Annotated in this window: 11 protein-coding genes; 3 read left to right on the forward strand and 8 right to left on the reverse strand. The window is 73.9% G+C overall.

Annotated elements, in window-relative coordinates; genetic code table 11:
- The coding region (locus AB0G14_RS15080; protein ID WP_357697563.1) for a Tex family protein at positions 1-2,347 on the reverse strand (2,347 nt) is incomplete at its 3' end.
- Positions 2,348-2,586: 239 nt separating this feature from the next.
- On the opposite strand from AB0G14_RS15080, the gene dgt reads away from it, so the two are divergent.
- Positions 2,587-4,098, forward strand: coding sequence for a dGTP triphosphohydrolase (dgt, locus tag AB0G14_RS15085; protein ID WP_350706438.1), 1,512 nt, complete (start codon positions 2,587-2,589; stop codon positions 4,096-4,098).
- A gap of 6 nt (positions 4,099-4,104) precedes the next feature.
- On the opposite strand, the gene AB0G14_RS15090 is transcribed toward dgt, so the two are convergent.
- The 6 genes from AB0G14_RS15090 to AB0G14_RS15115 form a co-directional block, all read right to left on the reverse strand.
- Positions 4,105-5,250, reverse strand: coding sequence for an MBL fold metallo-hydrolase (locus AB0G14_RS15090; protein WP_357697566.1), 1,146 nt, complete (start codon positions 5,248-5,250; stop codon positions 4,105-4,107).
- A 116-nt stretch (positions 5,251-5,366) separates the two neighbouring features.
- A complete protein-coding gene (locus AB0G14_RS15095; RefSeq protein WP_357697568.1) occupies positions 5,367-6,380 on the reverse strand; it encodes a serine hydrolase in 1,014 nt (337 codons plus the stop codon).
- A 134-nt stretch (positions 6,381-6,514) separates the two neighbouring features.
- Positions 6,515-7,696, reverse strand: coding sequence for a zinc-dependent alcohol dehydrogenase (locus AB0G14_RS15100; protein ID WP_357697570.1), 1,182 nt, complete (start codon positions 7,694-7,696; stop codon positions 6,515-6,517).
- Between the two features lie 1,074 nt (positions 7,697-8,770).
- Positions 8,771-9,535: a succinate dehydrogenase/fumarate reductase iron-sulfur subunit gene (locus tag AB0G14_RS15105; RefSeq protein WP_350706426.1), complete on the reverse strand. Its 765-nt coding sequence runs from the start codon at positions 9,533-9,535 to the stop codon at positions 8,771-8,773.
- Positions 9,532-11,469 (reverse strand): fumarate reductase/succinate dehydrogenase flavoprotein subunit, encoded by a 1,938-nt coding sequence (locus AB0G14_RS15110; protein WP_357697572.1) that lies wholly within the window; start codon positions 11,467-11,469, stop codon positions 9,532-9,534. Before AB0G14_RS15110 ends, AB0G14_RS15105 begins: the two co-directional genes overlap by 4 nt.
- A gap of 1 nt (position 11,470) precedes the next feature.
- Complete coding sequence (locus AB0G14_RS15115) at positions 11,471-12,160, reverse strand: succinate dehydrogenase cytochrome b subunit (RefSeq protein WP_357697574.1); 690 nt, start codon at positions 12,158-12,160, stop codon at positions 11,471-11,473.
- A 77-nt stretch (positions 12,161-12,237) separates the two neighbouring features.
- Between AB0G14_RS15115 and AB0G14_RS15120 the strand changes: the two genes are divergently transcribed.
- Together AB0G14_RS15120 and AB0G14_RS15125 are read left to right on the forward strand one after the other, a co-directional pair.
- Positions 12,238-13,167 carry a LysR family transcriptional regulator gene (locus tag AB0G14_RS15120; RefSeq protein ID WP_357697576.1) on the forward strand — a complete coding sequence of 310 codons (930 nt, stop codon included), beginning with the start codon at positions 12,238-12,240 and terminating at the stop codon, positions 13,165-13,167.
- An 87-nt stretch (positions 13,168-13,254) separates the two neighbouring features.
- The gene (locus AB0G14_RS15125) at positions 13,255-14,577 is read left to right on the forward strand and encodes an FAD-dependent monooxygenase (RefSeq protein WP_357697578.1); all 1,323 of its coding nucleotides are present in this window, start codon (positions 13,255-13,257) and stop codon (positions 14,575-14,577) included.
- 112 nt (positions 14,578-14,689) lie between these two features.
- Here the strand turns inward: AB0G14_RS15125 and hrpA are convergent, their stop codons facing one another.
- Positions 14,690-18,724 carry an ATP-dependent RNA helicase HrpA gene (gene hrpA, locus AB0G14_RS15130; RefSeq protein WP_357697580.1) on the reverse strand — a complete coding sequence of 1,345 codons (4,035 nt, stop codon included), beginning with the start codon at positions 18,722-18,724 and terminating at the stop codon, positions 14,690-14,692.
- Positions 18,725-18,810: the final 86 nt, after the last annotated feature.

An 18,810-nucleotide genomic window follows, 5' to 3' on the forward strand; every position in this document is an offset into this window, starting at 1 on the left:
ATCCGCCGCGCCCGCCGCGGCCGCCCTGCCCACCGCCGTCCCGGCCGCCCTGCCCACCGCCGTGGCCGCCGTCCCGGCCGCCCCGGTCGCCGCGCGGCCCGCCCTGCCCACCGCGCTCGCGGCGGCCGCCCTCCGGACCGCCGCGACCGGCGCCGGCCTCCGCGTCGTCCTCCAGCCGGAGGGTGAGCGAGATCCGCTTGCGGGGCACGTCGACGTCGAGCACCTTGACCCGGACCACGTCGCCGGACTTGACCACCTCGCGCGGGTCCTTCACGAACGTCCGGGACATGGCAGAGACGTGCACGAGGCCGTCCTGGTGGACCCCGACGTCCACGAACGCGCCGAACGCGGCCACGTTGGTGACCACGCCCTCCAGCACCATCCCCGGCGTCAGGTCGCTGATCTTCTCCACGCCCTCCACGAAGGTGGCGGTGCGGAACTCCGGCCGGGGGTCGCGGCCCGGCTTCTCCAGCTCGGCCAGGATGTCCGTGACGGTGGGCAGGCCGAAGGTGTCGTCGACGAAGTCGGTGGCCCGCAGCCCGCGCAGGATCGTGCTCCTGCCGATCAGGGAGCGCACGTCCTGCCCGGTGCTGGCCAGGATCCGGCGCACCACCGGGTACGCCTCCGGGTGCACGCTGGACGAGTCCAGCGGGTCGTCGCCGCCCGGGATCCGCAGGAAGCCCGCGCACTGTTCGAACGCCTTCGGCCCGAGCCGGGGGACCTTCTTCAGCTCGGCCCGGGTGCGGAACGGCCCGTTGGCGTCGCGGTGCAGCACGATGTTCTCCGCCAGCCCGGCGCCGATGCCCGACACCCGGGTCAGCAGCGGCGCGGAGGCGGTGTTGACGTCGACCCCGACCGCGTTGACGCAGTCCTCGACCACCGCGTCCAGCGACCGGGAGAGCTTCACCTCCGACAGGTCGTGCTGGTACTGGCCGACGCCGATCGAGCGCGGGTCGATCTTGACCAGCTCGGCGAGCGGATCCTGCAGGCGGCGCGCGATGGAGACCGCGCCGCGCAGCGAGACGTCCAGCCCGGGCAGCTCCTGGGCGGCGTACGCGGACGCGGAGTAGACCGACGCCCCGGCCTCGGAGACCACCACCTTGGTCAGGTTGAGCTGCGGGTGCCGCTTGATCAGCTCCCCGGCCAGCTTGTCCGTCTCCCGGCTGGCGGTGCCGTTGCCGATGGCGACCAGCTCGACGCCGTGCGCGCCGGCGAGCCGGGCCAGGGTCTCGATCGAGGCGTCCCACTGCCGGCGCGGCTCGTGCGGGTAGATCGTGTCGGTGGCGACCACCTTGCCGGTGGCGTCCACCACGGCGACCTTCACGCCGGTGCGCAGGCCCGGGTCCAGCCCCATCGTGGGCCGGGTGCCGGCGGGCGCGGCGAGCAGCAGGTCGCGCAGGTTGGTGGCGAAGACCCGCACCGCCTCCTCCTCGGCCGCCTGCCACAGCCGCATCCGCAGGTCGGCGCCGAGGTGGATGAGGATCCGGGTGCGCCAGGCCCAGCGCACCGTGTCGGCCAGCCACCGGTCGGCCGGCCGGCCCTTGTCGGTGACGCCGAACCGGCCGGCGATCGCCGCCTCGTAGCGGCTCGGCCCGGTCGGCGCCGCGTCGGCCTCGCCGGCCTCCTCGGGCTCCATGGTCAGGTCGAGCACGCCCTCCTTCTCGCCCCGGAACATGGCGAGGATCCGGTGCGAGGGCAGCTTCGGGTACGGCTCGGCGAAGTCGAAGTAGTCGGCGAACTTCGCGCCGGCCGACTCCTGGCCGTCGCGTACCCGCGAGACGAGGCGGCCCCGCGACCACATCTGCTCGCGCAGCGTGCCGATCAGGTCGGCGTCCTCGGCGAACCGCTCGATGAGGATGGCACGGGCGCCCTCCAGGGCGGCGGCGGGGTCCGCGACCCCCCGGTCCGCGTCGACGTAGCCGGCGGCGGCCTCGCGGGGATCCCGGGACGGGTCGGCCAGCAGCGACTCGGCGAGCGGCTCCAGCCCCGCCTCGCGGGCGATCTGCGCCCGCGTCCGCCGCTTGGGCTTGTAGGGCAGGTAGATGTCCTCCAGGCGGGACTTCGAGTCGGCCGCCATGATCTGCGCTTCCAGGGCCTCGTCGAGCTTGCCCTGGCCGCGGATCGACTCCAGCACCGCCGCGCGCCGCTCGTCCAGCTCGCGCAGGTAGCGCAGCCGTTCCTCCAGGGTACGCAGCTGGGTGTCGTCGAGCAGGCCGGTGGCCTCCTTGCGGTAGCGGGCGATGAACGGCACGGTGGCGCCGCCGTCGAGCAGCTCCACGGCCGCCCGTACCTGACGCTCGGCGACGCCGAGCTCCTCGGCGATCCGCTGATGAACAGAGAGGGTCACGATCTCGATCCGCCTTCGGTGTGGGTTCCGCTGAGCATTGTGCCGGCCCCCACCGACTGCCGTCGCCGCCCCCGCCCCGGCGCGTCGGGTGTAAGGAAGGGCACCTTGTTATCGCCTGGGTAGAGGAAGGGGCCCTTCCTTACACCCGCCTCGCCCGCGACGCCGCGGCCGGTGCGCCGCCGGCTACCGAACCGGCGGGCGTGCGCCGTTCCGGCCCACGCTGCGCTAGCGTGGCGATCATGGAACCTCCCGCGGACCCGCGGGCCCGGCGGCTCTTCGGCGGCAGCGCCCGGGCCCTCGGCGACCTTGCCGCCAGCCCCTTCCGGGCCGACCGGGACCGGATCGTGGCCTCGCCGTTCTTCGCCCGGCTGAACGGTGTGACCCAGGTGGTCAGCCCCGGCGGCTCCGGCCTGCTGGTGCACAACCGGCTGACCCACAGCCTCAAGGTCGCCCAGGTGGCACGCGCGATCGCCGAGCGGCTCACGGCCGACGGCGAGCACCGCGACCTGCTGGAGAAGCTGGGCGGCTGCGACCCGGACGTGGTGGAGGCCGCCGCCCTCGCGCACGACCTCGGCCACCCGCCGTTCGGGCACCTGGGGGAGCGGGTGCTGGACCGGCTGGCCCGGCAGCGGCTCGGGCTCACCGACGGCTTCGAGGGCAACGCCCAGTCGTACCGGATCGTCACCAGCACCGAGATCCGCGGCGCGGCGACCACCGGCCTGGACCTCACGGCGGCGGTGCGGGCGGCCATGCTGAAGTACCCGTGGACGCGCCTGGACCACCCGGACCCGCACCCCCGGCTGCTGGACCCGCCGCCGCGCGGCGCCACCCCGCCGCCCGACGACCCCGGCAGCGGCTCCTCGAAGTTTGGCGCGTACCGGACGGAGGTCGACGACCTGCGGCAGGCCCGGGAGCCGTTCGTCGGCCGGATTCCCGACTGGCAGCAGACCGTCGAGGCGTCGGTGATGGACACGGCGGACGACATTGCGTACGCGATCCACGACGTGGAGGACTTCTACCGCGTCGGGGTGCTCCAGCAGGGCGCGGTCTCCGCCGAGCTGATGGCCTGGCAGCGCGAGAGCGGGCACTTCCGGGCCATCACCGACGCGGCCCTGACCGCCGCGGCCCGCCGGCCCGGCTCGGCGATCGAGCGGCTGCGCCGGCAACTGCACCGCAAGGACGCCTGGATTGCCGACGACGAGGCGTTCGCCGCCGCCGTCGAGCACGTCCGCGAGGAGCTGGTGGAGGGGCTGCTGGCGATGCCCTTCGACGGCTCCATCGAGGCGGAGCAGTACGTGGCCCGCTTCTCCGCCCGCTGGACCACCCGCTTCGTCGACGCGATCACGGTGGTCGAGCAGCCCTCGGTCCGCTCCGGCCACGTGCTGCTCGCCCCGGCGCAGTGGCACGAGGTGCAGGTGCTCAAGTTCGTCCACCACCGGTTCGTGCTGGCCCGGCCCGACCTGGCCCTGCACCAGCGCGGGCAGGCCCGGCTGCTGGGCACCCTGGTGGAGGCGCTGCTGGACTGGCTGCTCGACCCCGAGGAGGAGTCCCGGCTGCCGCGCCGCCTGCACGACCTGGTGGAGCTGGCCGAGGCGGAGCTGCACCCGCGTACGCCGGACCGGCTCGGCAAGGCCCGCGGCCGGGCGATCGTCGACTTCGTCGCCCAGCTCACCGACGGCCAGGCGGTCGCCATGCTGGACTCCCTGTCGGGCCGCTCCGGCGCGCTCTGGACCGACGCGTTCGTCCTCTGAGGACGGTCAGGCGACGGCCTGCCACCAGCCGTCGACGGCCGGCGGGTCGTCCACCACCACCCGCTCGCCGGGGCGGGGCACGGCGAGCCGCACGTCGCGGGCCTTCGCCTCGGCCCAGATCCGGTCCACCGGCTCCGACCAGTCGTGCAGGGCGAGGTTGAACGTCGCCCAGTGCACGGGGACGAGCAGCCCGCCGCGCAGGTCGAGGTGGGCGGCGACGGCCTCCTCGGGAAACATGTGGATGCTCGGCCAGGCCCGGTCGTACGCGCCGATCTGCATCAGCGTGACGTCGAACGGCCCGTGCTCCGCGCCGATCGCCGCGTAGCCGTCGAAGTAGCCGGAGTCGCCGGTGTAGAAGACCTTCCGGTGCGCGCCGGCCACCACCCAGGAGCCCCACAGCGTGCCGTCGCGGCGCAGCCCCCGGCCGGAGAAGTGCTGGGCGGCGGTGGCGGTGATCTCCAGCCCGGCCACCCGGTGGCTCTCGGACCAGTCCAGCTCGACGATCCGCGCCGCCGGGACGCCCCAGCGGTCCAGGTGCGCGCCCACCCCGAGCGGCACCAGGAACGGCGCCGACTGGAGGTCGGTCAGCGCCCGGACGGTCGCCATGTCGAGGTGGTCGTAGTGGTCGTGCGAGATCAGGATCGCGTCGACCGGGGGCAGCTCGTCGAGGCGGACCGGCATCTCGTGCAGGCGGCGGGGGCCGACCAGGGCCGACGGCGAGCACCGCTCGCTCCACACCGGGTCGATCAGCACCTTGTGGCCCTCGATCTCGATCAGCGCGGAGGCGTGGCCGTACCAGACGACGTTCAGCTCGCGCGCGACGTCGGTGGCCGGGGCGGCGCTCGGGCGCAGCAGCGGCACGGGGGCGCTCGGGCGGCGCTTCTGCTTGCCGAAGATCAACTCACGGATCAGGCCCCGGTCGGGCGCGCCGGGCATCGAGCGGGCGCCACCGGGGTTGTGGAAGGTGCCGTCGCGGAACTGCGGCGAGCGCGCCGCCCGCTCCGCCCGCGCGCCGGTGAGCCGGCCGCCGAGCGCCGCCGGCACGTCCCGGGCCACCCACGCCAGCGCGGCCAGCGCGGCCAGCCCGGCCGCCCCGCGTAGCTGGCGCCCCAGCGCCCGGTCGAGTCCCGCGCGTTCCGCTGGTGCGCCCATCGCCGTCCCTCCGCCGTGTCCCGTCGTACACGGTAGCCGGGTCCTCGGCGGGTCTGCGGGCGGTCAGGGTGGCCCCCGTCGCACGCCGGCCGGGGCCACCCGCGCCGCGCGGCGGCTCAGCCGCCGTTGCTGGGCCGCTGCACGGCCGGGCGGTGGGTGGCGCCGGCGCCGGTGAGGCGGTCGACCGCGGCGAGGAAACGCCGGCCCATCCGGGCCCGGGCCTCGACGGCGGGATGGGTGGCGCCGTAGTCGTCGGCGCCGGCCTGCCCGTCGGCGAAGAGGGCGTACGTCAGCAGGGGCGCGCCGGCCGCGTCGAAGATCACCCCGGCCTCGTGCCGGGCGTCGGCGAACCAGCCGGCCTTGGTGGCGATCCGGGCCCGCTCGGCCGAGGACATGACGCGCCGGACCCCGTCGGTGTACGCGACGGGGGCCCGCAGCAGCCGCAGCACGAAGGCCGTGGCGGCCGGCGAGAGCAGGGTGCCGCCCACCAGGGCGCGCAGCAGGTCGTGGGTCTCCCGGGGGGTGCTGGTGCCGAGGAAGAACCGGTTCGGGTTGGCCACCGGCTGCACCTGCGTGTTCGGGAAGCCCTTGTCCCGCAGGATCTGGTTGAGTTCGGCGGCGGGGCAGACCAGGCCGCACAGCCGCACCGCCGTGTCGTCGGAGACGGTCAACAGGTTGGCCAGCGCGTGGCCGAGCGTCACCGAGCTGGGGTAGGCGCCGTCCAGGCTGAACATGCCGTCCCCGCCGGGCACCACGATCGCGGCGGTGACCTCGACCCGCTGGTCGAGCGCCAGCAGCCCCCGGTCGACCTTGTCCAGCACCGCCGTCGCCACCGCGATCTTGTTGACGCTGTACGCCTCGATCCGCCGGTCCGGCTCGTCGGCCACCGCCACCGCCGGCTCGCCGGCCGGGTCGGCGACGCTGACGTACGCCTGCCAGTTGCCGCCGGCGCGGTCGGTCTCCCGCGCGTAACTCGCGGCGACCCGACGGGCGGCCTGCCGGGGTGTGGCCGGAGCCGGCTCGGTGACCTCGGGGGCGGCGGACGCCGGCGCGGCGGCGCCGAGCACCGTCCCGGCGGTGGCCACCGTGCCGAGTCCCAGCGCGGTCCTGCGGTTCACCCGGATGGTCAATCGTCTCTCCCGTCGTGGTGGTCGGCCGTGCTCTCCGGCCCACCACCCTAGGCGAAACGATCGACGCCGGTGATCCCACGACGCGCTCGCCCGGCCGATGCCGCTGGTCGCGCCGGTGACGACCACCGTCCGGCTCACGGCGCGAGCACGACCTTGACGCAGCCGTCCCGCTTCTTCTGGAACATCTCGTACGCCTGCGGCGCCTGCGCCAGCGGCACCCGGTGGGTGCGCAGGTCCGCCACGCCCAGCGGGTCGTCGTCGGAGAGCAGCGGGATGATCTCGTCGGTCCACCGACGCACGTGGCACTGGCCCATCCGCAACTGGATGCCCCGGTCGAACATCTCCATCAGCGGCATCGGGTCCACCTCGCCGCCGTACACCCCGGAGACGGAGACGGTGCCACCGCGCCGGACCGCCTTGAGCGCCGCCTTGAGCACGACGAGCCGGTCGACGCCGGCCTTGTCGATCATGGTCTGGGCGAGTTTGTCGGGCAGCAGCCCCGCGGCGGTCTGGGCGAGCTTTCCGACGGGGGCGCCGTGCGCCTCCATGCCGACGGCGTCGATCACCGCGTCGGGGCCGCGCCCGTCCACCAGGTCGATCAGCGCACCGGGCACGTCGTCCAGCTCGCTGACGTCGAGCACCTCGATGCCGTGCCGGCGCGCCATCGCCAGCCGCTCCGGAACCAGGTCCAGCCCGATCACCCGGTCGGCGCCGAGGTGCCGGCCGACGCGCGCGCAGAACTGGCCGACCGGGCCGAGCCCGAAGACGGCGAGGGTGCCGCCGCGCGGGGTGTCCGCGTACTTCACCGCCTGCCACGCCGTCGGCAGGATGTCGGACAGGTAGAGCCACCGCTCGTCGGGCCCGGTCTCCGGCACCTTGATCGGGCCGAACTGGGCGTGCGGCACCCGCAGGTACTCCGCCTGCCCGCCGGGCACCGAGCCGTAGAGCGAGGTGTAGCCGAACAGCGCGGCGCCCTTGCCCTCGGACGTCACCTGGGTGGTCTCGCACTGGGCGTAGAGCTGCCGCTGGCACATCCAGCAGGTGCCGCAGGAGATGTTGAACGGCACCACCACCCGGTCGCCCGGCTTGAGTCGGGTCACCCCCGGGCCAACCTCCTCGACGATGCCCATCGGCTCGTGGCCGAGGACGTCGCCGGGCTTGAGGTACGGCCCGAGCACCTCGTAGAGGTGCAGGTCGGAGCCGCAGATGGCGGTCGAGGTGATCCGGACGATCGCATCGGTCGGCTCCTCGATCCGTGGATCCGGCACCTCCTCGACCCGTACGTCCCGCTTGCCCTGCCAGGTCAGTGCCTTCATGTCCCGACGTCCCCTCTCGCGTCCTCCGGTGGACTGCTACCCGCCCACGCCGGCTTGAACCGGGGCCTGAGCCGGACCCGCCTGCCGCCGGGCCACGACCGGCGGCGGGGTGGGCGGGGTGGGCGGGGTGGGCGGGGTGGCGGAGGTGCGGTCGCTGTCGAGCTGCCCCATCGGGCGGGGCGCGGGCGCGGCTGGGCGGCTGTCCGGCCCCGGTGGCCGCGGCGGGTGGTGAGGTGGGGCGCGTGGACGCTGTCGAGCTGCCCCACGGGACGGAGCAGCGTGGCTGGCGGACGGGCACTGCGGTCGCTGTCGAGCTGCCCCACGGGACGGGGCAGCGTGGCTCGCGGTCGGGCAGTGTGGTCGCTGTCGAACTGCGCCGGGGGATGAGGCGGCCGGGCCGGATGCGACCGGGCGCCGGCAGGGGCACGGATTGCCCCGGACGCCGGCGATGGAGCGTGCCGGTGTCGGGGCGTGACGACGGGCGGCCTGGCGGGGTGTTGCCGGCGTGGCGGCGGGGGCACCGGCGCTGTTGCTGCGGGCGTGCGGTGGGTGTCGGTAGTGGGGCTGCGGGCGTGACGTCGGCGGGCTTCGGCAGTGGTGTTGTGGCCGGGACGGCGGCCGGCCCGGCGGCGGTCCTATGGACGGGGCAGCTCGACAGTGCCGGCGAGGTTGCCCATCCGGCCGAACCGGCGCGATGGAACCGGCCCGGCGCTGAAGGCGGTCGACGGGCGTCCCGCCGTCGGCGAGGGGCGTTGGCGGCTCGGGGGCGACCGCCGGGCCGGGCCGGCGGGCCGACAGGACCGGCCGCGAGGCGGGCCGACGGACCGACCACGAGGGGACGGGCTGCGAGGGAACGGCCGCGAGGGGACGGGCTGCGAGGGGACGGGCCGCGAGGGGACGGGCTGCGAGGGGACGGGCCGCGAGGGGACGGGCTGCGAGGGGACGGGCCGCGAGGGGACGGGCTGCGAGGGGACGGGCCGCGAGGGGATGTCGGGCAGGCGAGCGCCGGAAAGCGGGCGGGCCGCCGCACCCGCAGGGGTGCGACGGCCCGCCGTCGGTGTGCTGCCGGAAGGGTCAGGCGCCGGGGGTGTTGTCGCCCCGCTTCGAGGTGGCCATCAGGTAGTCGCGGTTGAGTCGGCCGATCGTGTTCAGCGGGATGCCCTTCGGGCAGACCACGGTGCACTCACCGGCGTTGGTGCAGCCGCCGAAGCCGGCCTCGTCGTGCGCGTCGACCATGCCGATCACCCGGGTGTAGCGCTCCGGCTGGCCCTGCGGCAGCAGTGAGAGCTGGGTGATCTTGGCGGCGGTGAAGAGCATGCCGGAGCCGTTGGGGCAGGCGGCCACGCAGGCGCCGCAGCCGATGCACTCGGCCGCCTCGAAGGCGGCGTCGGCGTTGGCCTTGGCGACCGGGGTGGAGTGTGCCTCGGGGGCGCTGCCGGTCGGCGCGGTGATGTAGCCGCCGGCCGCGATGATCTTGTCGAACGCGCCCCGGTTGACCACCAGGTCCTTGATGACCGGGAACGCCCGGGCCCGCCACGGCTCGATGTCGATCGTGTCGCCGTCCGAGAACTGCCGCATGTGCAGCTGGCAGGCGGTGGTGCCGCGCTGCGGCCCGTGCGCGTTGCCGTTGATCATCAGGCCGCACATGCCGCAGATGCCCTCGCGGCAGTCGTGGTCGAACGCCACCGGCTCCTCGCCGGCGAGGATCAGCCGCTCGTTGAGCACGTCGAGCATCTCCAGGAACGACATGTCCGGGGAGACGTCGTCGACCTTGTAGGTCACCATCCGACCCTTGTCCTCGGGGCCGGACTGGCGCCAGATGCGCAGGGTCAGGTTCACTTGTAGCTCCGCTGCGTGGGGTGGACGTATTCGAACTTCAGGTCTTCCTTGTGCAGCACCGAGGGCTCGCCGGTGGCGGTGAACTCCCAGGCCGCGACGTACGCGAACCGCTCGTCGTCGCGTTCCGCCTCGCCGTCGGGCGTCTGGTGCTCGGCCCGGAAGTGGCCGCCGCAGGACTCCTCGCGGTGCAGGGCGTCGATGCACATCAGCTCGGCCAGCTCGAAGAAGTCGGCGACCCGGCCGGCCTTCTCCAGCGACTGGTTGAGCCCCTCGCCGTTGCCCGGCACCCGGACCCGCTGCCAGAACTGGTCGCGCAGGGCGCGGATCTCGTCGATCGCCTTGCGCAGCCCGGTCGCGCTGCGCTCCATGCCGCAGTGCTCCCACATGATCTGGCCCAGCTCGCGGTGGAACGAGTCGACGGTCCGGTCGCCGTCGACCGCCAGCAGCCGCTGGATGCGGTCCTCGACGTCGGCGCGCGCCTGCACGGCCGCCGGGTGGCTGGCGTCGACCTTGTCGAACGGCCCGGCCGCCAGGTAGTTGGCGATGGTGTTCGGCAGCACGAAGTAGCCGTCGGCCAGGCCCTGCATCAGCGCCGAGGCGCCGAGCCGGTTCGCGCCGTGGTCGGAGAAGTTCGCCTCGCCGACCACGAACAGGCCCGGGATGGTCGACTGGAGGTCGTAGTCGACCCAGAGACCGCCCATCGTGTAGTGCACGGCGGGGTAGATCCGCATCGGGACCTCGTACGGGTCCTCGCCGGTGATCCGCTCGTACATCTCGAAGAGGTTGCCGTACTTGGCCTCGATGGCCTTGCGGCCGAGCCGGTTGATCGCGTCGGCGAAGTCCAGGTAGACGCCGAGCCCCGTCTGGCCGACGCCGCGTCCCTCGTCGCACACGTTCTTGGCGGCGCGGGAGGCGATGTCCCGGGGGACCAGGTTGCCGAAGGAGGGGTAGATCCGCTCCAGGTAGTAGTCCCGCTCGTCCTCGGGGATGTCCTTCGGGCTGCGGGTGTCGCCCTTGGCCTTGGGCACCCAGACCCGGCCGTCGTTGCGCAGCGACTCGCTCATCAGGGTCAGCTTCGACTGGTGGTCGCCGGAGACCGGGATGCAGGTCGGGTGGATCTGCGTGTAGCAGGGGTTGGCGAAGTACGCGCCCTTGCGGTGCGCCCGCCAGGTGGCGGTGACGTTGCAGCCCTTGGCGTTGGTGGAGAGGTAGAAGACGTTGCCGTAGCCGCCGGAGGCGAGCACGACCGCGTCCGCGAACTCCGTGGTGATCTCGCCGGTGACCATGTCCCGGACGACGATGCCCCGGGCCTTGCCGTCGACGACGATCAGCTCCAGCATCTCGTGCCGGGCGTTCATCTCGACGTTGCCGAGGCCGATCTGCCGCTCCAGCGCCTGGTACGCGCCGAGCAGCAGCTGCTGACCCGTCTGGCCCCGGGCGTAGAAGGTGCGCTGCACCTGCGCGCCGCCGAAGGAGCGGGTGTCCAGCAGGCCGCCGTACTCGCGGGCGAACGGGACGCCCTGGGCGACGCACTGGTCGATGATGTTGACCGAGACCTCGGCCAGCCGGTGCACGTTCGACTCCCGGGACCGGAAGTCGCCGCCCTTGACGGTGTCGTAGAAGAGCCGGTGCACCGAGTCGCCGTCGTTGCGGTAGTTCTTGGCGGCGTTGATGCCGCCCTGCGCGGCGATGGAGTGCGCCCGGCGCGGGCTGTCCTGGTAGCAGTAGGACTTGACCCGGTAGCCCTGCTCGGCGAGCGTGGCGGCGGCCGAGCCGCCGGCCAGGCCGGTGCCGACCACGATCACGGTCATCTTCCGGCGGTTGGCCGGGTTGACCAGCTTGGCCTCGAAGCGGCGGCGGTCCCAGCGGGTCTCGATCGGGCCCTCGGGAGCCTTGGTGTCGGCGATCGGGTCGCCCTCGGTGTAGAGATCCATGTCAGGACACCAATCCGGTGAGTACGGCGAACGGGACCACCAGGAAGCCGGCGCAGAGCGCGACGGCGAAGACCAGCGCGGCGGTGCGCGCCCGGCGCTCGCCCTTCGGGGTCTGCTGCCCCAGGCTGCGGAACGCGCTGAACGCCCCGTGCCGCAGGTGGAAGCCCAGCGCGACGATCGCCAGGGTGTAGAAGAGCGTGACGTACCAGCGCTCCGGCGCGAAGTCGGCGACGACGCTGGCGTACGGCTTCGTCGGGTCGCCGACCGGGTTCAGATGGCCGGTGGTCAGGTCGAGCAGGTGGTAGATCACGAAGAGCAGGATGATCACCCCGCCCCAGCGCATGGTGCGGGCCGCGTAGCTGCCCTGGACCTTCGGGCGGTGCGCGTACCGGACGGGGCGGGCGGCGCGGGAGCGCCGGGCCAGGGCGGTGGCGGCGGCGATGTGCGCCACGACGGCGACGGTCAGCGCGCCGCGCTGGATCCACAGGAACCAGACGCCCGGCAGCATCGGCTTGCCGATGTCGCGCAGCCAGTGCGCGTAGTGGTCGAACGAGGTCTCCCCCGTGAACACCTTCAGGTTGCCGAGCATGTGCAGGATGAGGAACAGCACCAGGATGATGCCCGTCACCGCCATGACGGCCTTGAGGCCGACGTTGGAGCGGATGGGCGACCGAGTTCTCGTGACTACCACCCGATCGACGCTAGGAGCACATGGATCAGTCGTCCAATGCATCGACCCCGCAGTCTTGATAGCTATAGGCTATGTAGATGCAGCTCCATCAGCTGAAGTACTTCGTCGCGGTCGCCGAAGTCCGGCATTTCACCCAAGCTGCCGATCTGGTGGGCATCACGCAACCCTCCTTGAGTAAGCAAATTCACGCCCTGGAGGACGCCCTCGGCGCCCCCCTCTTCGAGCGGGTAAGGGGCAACATCGCGCTGACCGCGGCGGGGGAGGTGCTGCTTCCGCTGGCCAAGCGGATCCTCGCCGACGTGGACACGGCGACCCGCGAGGTGCAGGAGCTGGTCGGCCTGCGGCGCGGCCGGGTCCGGCTCGGCGCCACCCCCAGCCTGGCCACCTCGCTCGCCCCGCCGGTGCTGCGCCGGTTCCGCGACGCCCATCCCACCGTCGACCTGCGGGTGGAGGAGAGCGGCTCGCAGGACCTGGTCCGCGACCTGCTCCGCGGCGACCTCGACCTGGCGCTGATCATCATGCCGGCACAGGGCACCGATCCCGGGCTGCGCGCGGACCCGATCCTGCGGGAGAGCCTGGTGGTCGCCTCGGTGGAGGAGCTGCCGGTCGCCCCCGACGCCGGCCAGCTGCGCATCGGCGACCTGCGCGACCAGCCGATGGTGATGTTCCGGGAGGGCTACGACCTGCGCGACGCCACCATCCAGGCCTGCCGGGAGGCCGGCTTCGAGCCCACCATCGCGGTCGACGGCGGCGAGATGGACGCCGTGCTGAGCTTCGTCGAGGCCGGGCTGGGCATCGCGCTGGTGCCCGGGATCGTGGTGGCCCGCCGGGCGGGCGTCCGGGTCACCCGGCTGGCCCCGCCGGGCGTCCGGCGGACCATCGCGGTCGCCCGGCGCCGCGACGTGGTGCCCACCCACGCCGGCCGGGAGCTGCGCCGGATACTGCTGGAGTACGTCCGCGACGCCACCGCCGACGGCGACCTGCCGCCCGGCGTCGAGCCGCTCTGACCCGCCGGGACAACCCGTCGACAAGACGACCCCGGGTGCGCAAGGCGGAAGGCGAATCCCGGCCGGCGGTCGACCTACGCTGCCCGCATGGCAACCGGCAGCGCCGTGGTGATCGGCGCCAGCATGGGCGGCCTGCTGGTCGCCCGCGCACTCACCGAGGCGTACGACCGGGTCACCCTCGTCGACCGCGACGTGCTGCCCGAGCGGGCGGACAGCCGCCGGGGCGTGCCGCAGGGGCGGCAGTTGCACGTCCTGCTGGCCCGGGGCCGGCAGGCGTTCGAGGAACTGCTGCCCGGCATCACCGCCGAGCTGACCGCGAACGGCGTGCCCACGGTCGACCTGCACGAGCAGGTCCACTGGTACAACGACGGCCACCGGATGCGGCGCGCGCCGTCGCCGCTGCTCGGCTTCGGGGTCAGCCGGCCGCTGCTGGAACAGGTGGTCCGGCGGCGGGTCGCCGCCCTGCCCGGGGTCCGGATCGTGTCGGGCTGCGAGGCGGAGGGGCTCACCACCACCGCCGATCGGCGCCGGGTCACCGGCGTGCGGCTGCGCCCCCGCGACGGGGAGCCGCACACCGTCGAGGCCGACCTGGTGGTGGACGCCGGCGGCCGGGGCAGCCGTAGCCCCGTGTGGCTGGCCGAGCTGGGCTACCGGCCGGCGCCCGAGGACCGGGTCCGGATCGGGGTCACCTACGTCACCCGCACCTACCGCCGTGAGCCGCACCACCTGGAGGGGCTGCTCGGCGCGCTCACCAACGCCGTGCCCGGCCAGCCGTGGGGCGGCATCGTCGCCGTGCAGGAACAGGACCGGTTCGCGGTGGCGCTCAGCGGCATGCTCGGCGAGGAGCCGCCGGCCGACGACGAGGGGATGGCCGCCTTCGCCGACCGCCTCGCCGCCCCGCAGATCGCCGAGCTGCTGCGTACGGCGCGGCCGGCGAGCCCGCCGGTGACGATGCGGTACCCGGCCAGCGTGCGGCGCCGCTACGAGCGGCTGCGCCGCTTCCCGGCCGGCTACCTCGTGGTGGCCGACGCGTTGTGCAGCTTCAACCCGGTCTACGGGCAGGGCATGACCGTGGCCGCGCTGGAGGCGCTGTTGCTGCGCCGGCTGGTCCGGCGGCGGCCGGACCGGCTCGCCCGGAGCTTCTTCCGGGGCGCGGGTCGCCTGATCGACGGCCCGTGGTCCATCGCGGTCGGCACCGACCTGCGCTTCCCCGAGGTGCCCGGTCGGCGTTCGCCGCGGGTGCGCCTGGTCAACGCGTACGTCGGCCGGCTGCACGCGGCGGCGGCCCGGGACGCGGCGCTGGGCGCGGCGTTCCTGCGGGTGCTCAACCTCGTCGACCCGCCGGCGCGGCTGCTCTCCCCGCCGGTGCTGCTGCGGGTGCTGCGCGGTGCGTCCGCGTCGGCGCGCTGACCCGCCCGGCTCAGCCGCGCCCGGCCCGCCCGCGTCGGCGCGCTGCCCCCGCCGGGCTCACCCGGCGGCCGTCGCGGAGACGAAGACCGGCGTCGCCCGGCCGCACGGGGGGCTACCTGCCCTCGGCGTCGTCCATCGCGCGGTAGATCCGCTGCTCCGACACCGGGTACGGGGTGCCCAGGGCCTGGGCGAAGACGTTCACCCGCAGCTCCTCGATCATCCAGCGGATCTGCCGGACCGCCGCCGACTGCCGGCGGCTCGGCGGCAGCGCGGCGAGCATGTCCCGGTATTCCTTCTGCACCACCGCGATCCGGTCCTGCTGCTGCTTGTCGCGCTGCGGGTTGCCGGGCAGCCGGTCCAGCCGCCGCTCGACCGCCGTGAGGTAGCGCAGCAGGTCGGGCAGGCGCGCGTACCCGGTCTCGGTGACGAAGCCGGCGTGCACCAGGCCAGTGAGCTGGGCCCGGATGTCGGCCAACGCCGCCACCACGGCCAGGTTCTGGGTCTTGCCGAGCCGCTGCTCCACCGCGTGCGCGGCGGCGAGCACCCGGCGCACCCGGTCCATCACCTCGACCACGGTGTCCACCAGGTCGGCGCGGACCTTCTCGCGCAGGGCGGCGAAGCCCTCGGCGTCCCAGGCCGGCCCGCCGGCGTCGCCGATCAGCTTGTCGATCGCCGCCCCGGCGGCATCGTCGATGAGCTGCTGCACACCCCCGTGCGGGTTGCGGCTCAGGGCCAGCTTCGCCTCGTTGCTCAGCCGCCCCTGGAGGAACCTCGCCGGCGACGGCACGGTCAGCCGGAGCAGCCGCCGGGTGCCCGCCCAGTGCGCGGCCTCCTGCTCGGCCGGCGAGTCGAACACCTTCACCCCGACCGTGGCGCCCTCGTCCACCAGCGCCGGGTACGCGGTCACCGCGTACCCGGCCCGGACCTGCTCGATGGTGCGCGGCAGCGTGCCGATGCCCCAGTCGGTCAGCCCGGTGCGGGCCACGTCCGGCGCGGCGGCGGCCACCACCTGGCGTACCTCCGCCTTGAGCTGGCGTTGCAGGGCCGGCAGGTCCTTGCCCTCGGCGACCGGCTTGTTCTCCTCGTCGAGCACCCGGAAGCTCACCCGCAGGTGCGCGGGGAGCCGGTCGAGGTCCCATGCGTCGCGGGGCACGGTGACGCCGGTCATCCGGCGCAACTGCCGGGTCAGCGCGTCCAGCAGCGGCTCCTCGCCGGCCGGCATCGCGGCGAGCGCCGCGCGGGCGTAGTCCGGCACCGGGACGAAGTTGCGGCGCACCGCCTTGGGCAGCGAGCGGATCAGCGCGACCACCAGTTCCTCGCGCAGCCCGGGGACCTGCCAGTCGAAGCTCTCCGCCGGCACCTGGTTGAGCAGCGGCAGCGGGATGTCGACGGTCACGCCGTCGGTCGCGGTGCCCGGCTCGAACCGGTAGGTCAGCGGCAGGGTCACCCCGTCGGCCGACCACTCGTCGGGGTAGTCGGCCTCGTCCACCCCGCCGCGGCCGGCGTTGACCAGCAGCTCCCGGGTGAAGGTGAGCAGGTCCGGCTGCTCGCGGCGGGTCTTCTTCCACCAGGCGTCGAAGTGCCGCCCGGAGACCACGTCCGCCGGGACGCGGGCGTCGTAGAAGTCGAAGACGGTCTGGTCGTCGACGAGGATGTCGCGGCGGCGGGCCCGGTTCTCCAGTTCCTCGATCTCCGCCAGCAGCCGCTGGTTGTCCCGCCAGAAGTGGTGGTGGGTCTGCCAGTCGCCCTCCACCAGGGCGTGCCGGATGAACAGCTCGCGGGACAGCGCCGGGTCGATCCGGCCGAAGTTGACCTTGCGCGAGGTGACCAGCGGGACGCCGTAGAGCGTCACCTTCTCGTACGCCATCACGGCCGCCTGCTTCTTCTCCCAGTGCGGCTCGCTGTAGCTGCGTTTGACCAGGTGCTGGGCGAGGGGCTCGACCCACTCCGGCTCGACCCGGCCGTTCACCCGGCCCCAGAGCCGGGAGGTCTCCACCAGCTCGGCGGCCATCACCCAACGCGGCGGCTTCCTGAACAGCGCCGAGCCGGGGAAGAGCGCGAACTTGGCACCCCGCGCGCCCAGGTACTCGTGCTTCTGGGCGTCCTTGAGCCCGATGTGCGACAGCAGGCCGGCGAGCAGCGACTGGTGCACCCTGGGGGTGTCGATCTCCTCCGGCAGGTCCGCGCCGCCCCGGCGCCGGCCGCCGCCGTCGGCGTCCCGCGCCGGTCGCCCTTCTTCGGGGGTACGCAACACCTGGCGCAACTGGCTGACGATGTCCTGCCATTCGCGTACCCGCAGGTAGTTGAGGAACTCCGCCTTGCACATCCGGCGGAACGCGCTGGAGGACAGCTCGCGCTGCTGCTCGCGCAGGTGCCGCCACAGGTTGAGCAGCGTCACGAAGTCCGACTCGCGGTCGGTGAACCGGGCGTGCGCCTGGTCGGCCTGGGCCTGCCGGTCCGCGGGCCGTTCGCGGGGATCCTGGATCGACAGCGCGGCGGCGATCACCATCACCTCGGTGGCGCAGCCGTTGCGCTCACCCTCGACGACCATCCGGGCCAGCCGCGGGTCGACGGGGAGCTGGGCGAGCCGCCGGCCGAGCGGGGTGAGTCGCTTCGCCGGGTCGGTCTCGGCCGGGTCCAGCGCGCCCAGCTCGTGCAGCAGGTTGACGCCGTCGGCGATGTTGCGCCGGTCCGGCGGGTCGATGAACGGGAACGCGGCGATGTCGCCGAGCCCGATCGAGGTCATCTGGAGGATGACCGAGGCGAGGTTGGTGCGCAGGATCTCGGGGTCGGTGAACTCGGGGCGGGACAGGAAGTCCTGCTCGTCGTAGAGGCGGACGCAGATGCCGTCCGAGGTGCGCCCGCAGCGCCCCTTGCGCTGGTTGGCGGAGGCCTGCGAGACCGGCTCGATCGGCAGCCGCTGCACCTTGAGCCGGCTGCTGTAGCGGGAGATGCGGGCCGTGCCCGGGTCCACCACGTACTTGATGCCGGGCACGGTGAGCGAGGTCTCCGCGACGTTGGTCGCGAGCACCACCCGGCGCCCGGCGTGCGGGGCGAAGACCCGGTGCTGCTCGGCGGTGGAGAGCCGGGCGTAGAGCGGCAGGATCTCCGTGCCGCGCAGTGCCGGCTTCTTCTCCACCAGCTTGCCCAGCGCGTCGGCGGTGTCCCGGATCTCCCGCTCGCCGCTGAGGAAGACCAGGACGTCGCCGGGCCCCTCGGCGGCCAGCTCCTCGACGGCGTCGCCGATGGCCTGGATCTGGTCCCGGACGTTCTCCTCGTCGTCCCCGTCTTCCTCGCCCTCGGCGACCTCGACCAGCGGCCGGTAGCGCACCTCGACCGGGTACGTGCGCCCGGACACCTCGACCACCGGCGCCGGGACGCCGTCCGGCGCGTCGTCGGTGGGCGGCCCGGCGAAGTGCCGGGCGAACCGCTCGGTCTCGATGGTCGCCGAGGTGATGATCACCTTGAGGTCGGGGCGGCGGGGGAGGAGCTGCCGGAGGTAGCCGAGGATGAAGTCGATGTTGAGGCTGCGCTCGTGCGCCTCGTCGATGATCAGGGTGTCGTACTGGCGCAGCATCCGGTCGGTCTGCAACTCGGCGAGCAGGATGCCGTCGGTCATCAGCTTGACCAGGCTCCGGTCGCTCACCTGGTCGGTGAAGCGCACCTTGTAGCCGACCACGTCGCCCAGCTCGGTGCCGAGCTCCTCGGCGATCCGGTCCGCCACCGTACGCGCGGCCAGCCGGCGCGGCTGGGTGTGCCCGATCAGCCCGTTGATCCCGCGCCCCAGCTCCAGGCAGATCTTGGGCAGCTGGGTGGTCTTGCCGGAGCCGGTCTCGCCGGCCACGATCACCACCTGGTGGTCGCGGATCGCGGCGGCGATGTCGTCCTTGCGCTCGCTGACCGGCAGCTGGGCCGGGTAGGTGACCACCGGCACGGCGGCGCGCCGGCTCTCCAGCCGCGCCTCGGCCCGCGCGACGTCGGCGGCGATCTCGGCGAGCGCCTCGTCCCGCCGCTGCGGGTCCCTGAGCCTGCGCACCCCGTCCAGTCGCCGTTGCAGGCGACGCTGGTCGCGGAACATCAGGGGGCGGAGGCGGCGGTGCAGCTCGCGAGCGGGATCGGTTGCGGCGGGTGCGGCTGGATTCTGCATGTCGTCGCCAAGGATAGGCAGCCGGCGGCCGGACCGCCCCCGGGTTACCGGTCCGCCCGCGCGCGCCCGCCCGCGCGCGCCCGCCC

This window comes from Micromonospora sp. NPDC023814, from assembly GCF_040639595.1.
In the GTDB taxonomy this organism is placed as follows: Bacteria; Actinomycetota; Actinomycetes; order Mycobacteriales; family Micromonosporaceae; genus Micromonospora.

Bases quoted from the DNA above. Each gene is read 5' to 3' on its own strand.
- AB0G14_RS15090 (WP_357697566.1), bottom strand. From the start codon at position 5,250: ATGGGCGCACCAGCGGAACGCGCGGGACTCGACCGGGCGCTGGGGCGC.
- AB0G14_RS15110 (WP_357697572.1), bottom strand. From the start codon at position 11,469: ATGGATCTCTACACCGAGGGCGACCCGATCGCCGACACCAAGGCTCCC.
- dgt (WP_350706438.1), top strand. From the start codon at position 2,587: ATGGAACCTCCCGCGGACCCGCGGGCCCGGCGGCTCTTCGGCGGCAGC.
- AB0G14_RS15125 (WP_357697578.1), top strand. From the start codon at position 13,255: ATGGCAACCGGCAGCGCCGTGGTGATCGGCGCCAGCATGGGCGGCCTG.
- AB0G14_RS15100 (WP_357697570.1), bottom strand. From the start codon at position 7,696: ATGAAGGCACTGACCTGGCAGGGCAAGCGGGACGTACGGGTCGAGGAG.
- hrpA (WP_357697580.1), bottom strand. From the start codon at position 18,724: ATGCAGAATCCAGCCGCACCCGCCGCAACCGATCCCGCTCGCGAGCTG.
- AB0G14_RS15120 (WP_357697576.1), top strand. From the start codon at position 12,238: ATGCAGCTCCATCAGCTGAAGTACTTCGTCGCGGTCGCCGAAGTCCGG.